This window comes from Pseudoduganella sp. RAF53_2, assembly GCF_052113985.1.
GTDB lineage: Bacteria > Pseudomonadota > Gammaproteobacteria > Burkholderiales > Burkholderiaceae_D > Rugamonas.
The window spans coordinates 1-6,734 of sequence record NZ_JBFRDW010000322.1 but is presented as its reverse complement, the minus strand read 5'-3'; the positions used below and the strand labels follow the sequence as shown (position 1 = coordinate 6,734).

Below are 6,734 nucleotides of genomic sequence, written 5' to 3'. Positions count from 1 at the left end.
GCTTTAAGCAAACCAGAACCGGGGAGCATCTGTGTCCATCGCAGAGAAACTATTCAAACTCAAGGAAAGCGGCACGGACGTGCGCACCGAAGTGGTCGCGGGCGTCACCACTTTCCTGACCATGGCCTACATCATCTTCGTCAATCCCGCCATTCTTGGCGATGCGGGCATGCCGAAAGAACCCGTGTTTGTCGCCACCTGCCTCGCCGCCGCATTAGGCACGACCATCATGGCCTTGTACGCCAACTACCCGATYGCGATGGCGCCGGGCATGGGYCTSAACGCCTAYTTTGCTTACGCGGTGGTGCTAGGTATGGGCATCACGTGGCAGGTTGCTCTCGGCGCCGTCTTTATCTCGGGCTGCCTGTTCCTCACGGTCAGTCTGCTTGGCTTACGCGAGATGGTGGTAAACGGTATTCCACGTTCTCTGCGCACAGCCATTACGGTGGGCCTGGGTTTGTTCCTGGCACTCATTGCACTCAAGTCTGCTGGCATCGTTGCCGCCAATCCCGCCACCATGGTCGGTGTGGGCGACCTGCACAAACCGCCGGCGCTGCTGGCCATTGTGGGCTTCCTGCTGATCGTGACGCTGGATCGCCTGAAAGTACGCGGCGCGATCCTGATTGGCATTATCGTCATCACGGTCCTGAGCTTCTTTTTTGGCGGGAATAAGTTCAACGGCCTGGTATCCGCACCGCCGTCGATCGCACCGACCTTCATGAAACTGGACGTGCCGGGCGCTTTCGGCGTCGGCATCCTGAATGTGGTGCTGGTGTTCTTCCTGGTTGAATTGTTCGACGCAACCGGCACGCTGATGGGCGTGGCCAACCGCGCCGGCCTGCTGGTCAGCGGCAAGATGCAGCGGCTGAATAAAGCGCTGCTGGCCGACAGCACGGCCATCGTGGCGGGCGCCGTGATGGGCACTTCCAGCACCACGGCCTATGTCGAAAGTGCAGCGGGCGTCCAGGCGGGCGGCCGCACCGGCCTGACGGCGCTGGTGGTTGCGGTGCTGTTCCTGGCCTGCCTCTTCATCGCGCCGCTGGCTGGCGTCGTGCCGGCTTACGCTACTGCACCTGCCCTGCTGTTTGTGGCTTGCCTGATGCTGCGCGACCTGTCCGATGTGGAATGGGCGGAAACCACGGAAAGCATTCCTGCCGCGATCACCGCCTTGCTTATTCCCTACACTTATTCCATCGCGCACGGTGTTGCCTTCGGCTTCATTACCTACGCCGCCCTCAAACTGCTGACGGGCCGGGCACGCGAAGTGAAACCCATCGTTTGGATTATTGCTGCGGTGTTCATCTTCAAATACAGCTGGATCGGCGCCTGAGTTTCAGGAAACTGGCTCAAGGCCATGTAGGTGCAGGCCTTGCGGCATTGAGAGCCCAGTCCTACACGCGGTATCAGCGCCGCACTGTAGGGCTGCCTTTGCCCGGCATGTGACGAAAACTTACATACCGACGAGCTGAAATGAGTGCTTCTTGCAACGCGGAATTGACTTCCCGCGCTGCAGCGAATTGATAGGATTTCCCGACGCGCCGCTTGATGGCGCAGGAGATTCTTCTCATGCACGCACTCGACCTGGTCAAGCCCGACGGGCGTGAAATCACGCTCTACAGCCGCAATGCGATATCCGCGATTGCGTCCGCGCCCAGCCCATTCGCTGAGCCGCTGGGCGCCAATCCCCACCTCCGCTGGCATCCGCTGCGCGGCGAATGGGTCACGTACGCGGCCTTCCGCCAGAACCGCACCTTCCTGCCGCCGCCGCAATACAATCCGCTGGCGGTAACGGTCGACGAAGCCGCACCAACCGAGCTGCCGCAGGGCGATTACGAAATCGCCGTGTTCGACAACCGCTTCCCTTCGCTGTCGCTGGCGTCGCACGATCCACCGCAGCTGAAGGTACCGACAGCACCGGCCGCCGGACATTGCGAAGTCGTGGTGTTCACGCAGGACCCCAGTGCCGCGCTGGCCCATCTCGATCTGGGCCGCATCGAGCTGCTGCTACGGGTGTGGGCTGACCGCACCCGGCGCGTGCAGGGGCGTGGCGGCATTCAGTACGTCCTGCCGTTCGAGAACCGCGGCGCGGAAGTTGGCGTCACGTTGCACCATCCCCACGGCCAGATCTACTCGTATCCTTTTGTGCCGCCGGTGCCGGCGCGTATGCTGTCGCAGGAGCAGGCCTTCTTTGCTGAAYATGGCCATTCCCTGCTCCCGCACATGGCGCGGGACGAGCTGCGCGAAGGCCTCCGTCTGCTGTATCAGGGTGAACATGCCGTGGCGTTTGTACCGGTCTGCGCTCGCTATCCCTACGAAGTATGGGTGATGCCGATTGCACCCTGCTCCAGCTTCACGGACCTCAACGAATTTCAGCGCCGCGACCTGGCGCGCGCGCTCAAGACGGTGTTGCTGAAGTATGAAGGGTTGTGGCAGCGCCCTTTTCCTTATCTGATGGCCTGGTATCAGGCGCCAACAGATGGCCGGCAGCATCCGGAGACGCAGTTGCACGCGCAGTTCTATCCGCCCTACCGCACCAAGGAACGCCYGAAGTATCTGGCCGGTACCGAGCTTGGTGCCGGGTTGTTTGCCATGGACGTGCTGCCGGAAGAAAAAGCGGCGGAACTCAAGCAAGTCCAGGTCATACTGGAGGCTGCATGATGACGCCGACAGAGTTCTTCAGCGGAACCGCTCAGGTCCACAGTTGGGCTCCTGGCCGAGTTAATCTGCTCGGCGAGCACACAGACTACAACGATGGCTTCATGCTGCCGATCGCGACGCCGCAGCGCACCGATGTGATGCTGGGTGCCAGCGATGACGGCCGCTTCCACCTGTATTCCGCGACGCTGGGGGAAAGCTTCGATTTCGCACCCGGCGAGAAAGCGCCGGAAGGATTCGGACGCTATATCGAGGGTTGCATCCGCCTGCTGGAACAGCGCGGCGTACAACTGCCGCCACTCCGCATTTACGTCCGCTCCAATCTCGCACTGGGCACGGGCCTTTCCAGCAGCGCCGCGCTGGAAGTGGCCACGCTGCGCGCCTTGAAGGAATTGCTGAATCTCGATCTAGATGGCGTGTCCATCGCGAAAATCGCCCAGCAGGCCGAGATCCAGTATGCAGGCGTCAACTGCGGCATCATGGACCAGATGGCGGCCAGCCTGGCGGACAGCGAACATATGCTCTTTCTCGACGCCCGCACGCTCGACACCCGTCTGCTGCCGCTGCCCGCGCAGTCGGAAGTGCTGGTGGTGGATTCCGGCATGCCGCGCACACTGGCCGCCAGCAAATACAACGAGCGCCGCGCGGAATGCGAACAGGCCGCGCAGCTGCTGGATGTTCCCGCTCTGCGCGATGTCACCCGGCTGGAGGATGTGGAAGTCCTGCCGCAGCTCCTGCGTAAGCGCGCCCGCCACGTGGTGAGCGAGAACCTGCGCGTACTGGAAGCCTGCGGCGAAATCACGCCCCAACGCTTCGGCCAGTTGATGAACGATTCTCACGCCAGCCTGCGCGACGACTACGAAGTCTCGATTCCGGCGCTGGATATCCTTACCGGCGCCTTGCGCACCCAACCCGAAGTGTATGGCGCCCGCCTGACCGGCGCTGGTTTCGGTGGCGCTTGCGTCGCCCTGTGCCGCACGGGTTATGCCGCCATGGCAGGCCGCCACGCCGTCGAGCAAGTGAATGCCGCCGGCGGCCGTGCGCGCCTGCTGATTACCGGAGAAGCACGATGAGCGATTTCGAATACCCGCGCCCGCAGCTGGTGCGCGGCAACTGGCAATCCCTGAACGGCCCCTGGCAATTTGCCTTCGACGACGAGCGCAGCTACCGGCTGCCGGAAGATTCCATCAAGTGGACGCACGAAATCATCGTGCCCTTCTGTCCCGAGTGCGAGATGAGCGGCATTGGGGACACCGGTTTCCACACCATTGTCTGGTATCGCCGCGAGTTCGAAATGAACCAGCGCGGTTCACGCACCCTGCTGCACTTTGGCGCCGTGGACTATTCCTGCCGCGTTTGGGTCAACAACCGCCTGGTCACCGAGCACGAAGGCGGCCATACCTCCTTCTGCGTGGATATTACCGACGCGCTGGCCGAAGGCAAAAGCCAGACCATCACCGTGCAGGTGGAAGATGACCCCGCCGATCTGGCTAAGCCGCGCGGCAAGCAGGACTGGCAGCTGGAGCCGCATTCCATCTGGTATCCGCGCACCACCGGGATCTGGCAGACAGTGTGGATTGAGCAGGTGCCATCGACCTACATCGAGAAGATCCGTTGGACGCCGATTTTCGACGGCTTCGAAATTGGCTGCGAAATCAAGACCGCAGGCGACAAGCGCGACCGCATGACGGTGGAAGTCAAACTTTCGCACGATGGCTTGCTGCTGGCGGATGACGACTACAAGCTGATAGGCCGGGAAGCCAACCGCAAGATCGCCATCTCCGACCCCGGTATCGACGATTCGCGTAACGCCCTGCTGTGGAGCCCCGAGTTCCCGACCCTGCTCGATGTCGAGCTGACGCTGCGCTGCGACGGCGCCGTGCTGGAAACTGTGCATTCCTACACGGCCCTGCGCTCGGTCGCCATCAACCGCGACCGCTTCATGCTGAACGGCCGCCCTTATCCCCTGCGCCTGGTGCTGGATCAGGGCTACTGGACCGAAAGCCTGATGACGGCGCCCAACGATGCGGCGCTCAGGCGCGACGTTGAGCTGGCCAAGGAAATGGGCTTCAACGGGGTGCGCAAACACCAGAAAATCGAAGATCCGCGCTATCTCTACTGGGCGGACAAACTGGGCCTCCTGGTGTGGGAGGAAATGCCTTCCGCCTACGCCTTCAGTCCACGCGCCATGACCCGCCTGCTGCATGAATGGGGCGAGGCCATCGAGCGCGATTACAGCCACCCCTGCGTGATCGTCTGGGTGCCGTTCAACGAATCCTGGGGCGTGCCGAACCTGACTTCGATGCAGGCCCACCGCAATGCGGTCGAAGCGCTGTACCACATGACCCGCATGCTCGACTCAACCCGGCCGGTGATCGGCAACGATGGCTGGGAGGCCTCCGCCACCGACATCCTCGGCATTCACGATTACGACAACGACCCGCAGCGGCTGAAGGCCCGCTACGAGGTGACCGATCCGGCGCGCACCCTGTTCGACCAGCGCCGTCCCGGTGGCCGCATCCTGACGCTGGATGGTTTCCCGCACCGCGGGCAGCCCATCGTGCTGACGGAATTCGGCGGCATGGCCTTCGATCCGAAAGCGCCCGCGCACCAGACCTGGGGCTATGCACGGGCCAACACTGCGGAGGCTTTTTACAAGGCCTACCGCGAACTGCTGGAAGTGGTGGGCTCGACGCAGATGTTCAGCGGCTTCTGCTACACGCAGTTTGCCGACACCTTCCAGGAATCGAACGGGCTGCTCAACGCGGACCGCTCGCCAAAGATACCGATGGAGCAGATCAACGCGGCCACGCGCAACGTGCCGCTGCTGGTCGACACTCCACCGGCACCGGGCTGACAAGGCCCTCAACAACCATTCGAGACCCGCAAGGGCAAGGGAGAACGCATGTCAACAATTATCGTATTTTGTCATTTACGCTGGGATTTCGTGTTTCAGCGTCCGCAGCACCTGCTGACTCGCCTGGCGAACCACTACAAGATCATTCTGGTCGAGGAACCGGTTTTCCAGGAAGGCGCGCCTTGCCTGAAGATCAGCTACCCTGCACCAAACATTACCGTCTACCAGCCGCAAACGCCGTGTCATGCGACTGGCTTCCACGACGATCAGATCCCGCTGCTGCAACCGCTGCTGGCCGACATTGTTCCAGAAAATGAAGATCCGATCGTGTGGTTCTACACGCCGATGGCGCTGCCCTTGCTGTCCCAGCTCCATCCCGGCCTCGTCGTGTACGACTGCATGGACGAGCTGTCCGCCTTCAAGAATCCACCGCGCCAGCTGCTGCAGCGGGAAACAGCCCTGCTGAATATCGCCGACCTGGTGTTCACCGGCGGGCCAAGCCTGTTCGAAGCCAAGCGCACCCGCCATCCCAGCACGCATTGCTTCCCCAGCAGCGTGGATGCGGCGCACTTTGCCAAGGCGCTCAACCGCGCGGATGATCATCCGGCGCAGCACGACCTGCCGCACCCGCGTCTCGGATTCTACGGGGTGATCGATGAGCGCTTCGATCCGGCCCTGCTGCAGGCACTGGCCGATGCCCATCCCGAGTGGCAGCTGGTGATGGTGGGCCCAATCGTGAAGATCGATCCGGCCCAGCTGCCGCAGCGCGCCAACATCCACTATCTTGGCCAGCAATCCTATGCCGACCTGCCACGCTTCCTGGCCGGATGGGATGTGTGTCTGATGCCGTTTGCGCTCAACGAAGCCACGCGCTTCATCAGCCCGACCAAGGTGCTGGAATATATGGCGGCCGAGCTGCCCATCGTCAGCACGGCCATTACCGACGTCGTGAAGCCCTACGGCGATATCGTGGCGATCGGTCACACACCGGAAGAATTTATCCGTGCCTGCGAAATCGCGCTGGCGCAAACGCCCCAGCAGCGTGAACACATGGCCGAACAGATGCGCAGGATTGTCGCCAGCACTTCGTGGGAAGCCACTGGTGCGCGCATGAAATTGCTGATGGATGGCACCCAGCCCGGCCGCCGCTCCGCGCGCCTGACGACGCCGGAAGGCATGGCCAATGAGGCAACCGTGGCGTTGCGCCAGTCCAGCACCAAAG

General features: G+C 62.3%; 5 protein-coding genes. All 5 read left to right on the top strand.

The features are described from left to right. The first annotated feature begins 37 nt into the window (after nucleotides 1–37). Nucleotides 38–1,330: an NCS2 family permease gene (locus AB4Z11_RS18850; protein ID WP_442026856.1), complete on the top strand. Its 1,293-nt coding sequence runs from the start codon at nucleotides 38–40 to the stop codon at nucleotides 1,328–1,330. Between the two features lie 236 nt (nucleotides 1,331–1,566). Beyond that, a complete protein-coding gene (gene galT, locus AB4Z11_RS18845; protein ID WP_442026854.1) occupies nucleotides 1,567–2,658 on the top strand; it encodes a galactose-1-phosphate uridylyltransferase in 1,092 nt (363 codons plus the stop codon). Continuing rightward, nucleotides 2,655–3,728: a galactokinase gene (galK, locus tag AB4Z11_RS18840; protein ID WP_442026852.1), complete on the top strand. Its 1,074-nt coding sequence runs from the start codon at nucleotides 2,655–2,657 to the stop codon at nucleotides 3,726–3,728. The genes galT and galK overlap by 4 nt, the downstream gene beginning before the upstream one ends. Further along, on the top strand, nucleotides 3,725–5,512 hold the full coding sequence (locus AB4Z11_RS18835; protein ID WP_442026851.1) for a glycoside hydrolase family 2 protein: 1,788 nt from the start codon (nucleotides 3,725–3,727) through the stop codon (nucleotides 5,510–5,512). The genes galK and AB4Z11_RS18835 overlap by 4 nt, the downstream gene beginning before the upstream one ends. A gap of 48 nt (nucleotides 5,513–5,560) precedes the next feature. Beyond that, on the top strand, nucleotides 5,561–6,734 hold a 1,174-nt coding region (locus AB4Z11_RS18830), incomplete at its 3' end, for a glycosyltransferase (protein WP_442026850.1).

What these genes read in the sequence shown, in the direction of transcription:
- galK (WP_442026852.1), top strand. Translation starts at nt 2,655, where the DNA reads ATGATGACGCCGACAGAGTTCTTCAGCGGAACCGCTCAGGTCCACAGT.
- AB4Z11_RS18835 (WP_442026851.1), top strand. Translation starts at nt 3,725, where the DNA reads ATGAGCGATTTCGAATACCCGCGCCCGCAGCTGGTGCGCGGCAACTGG.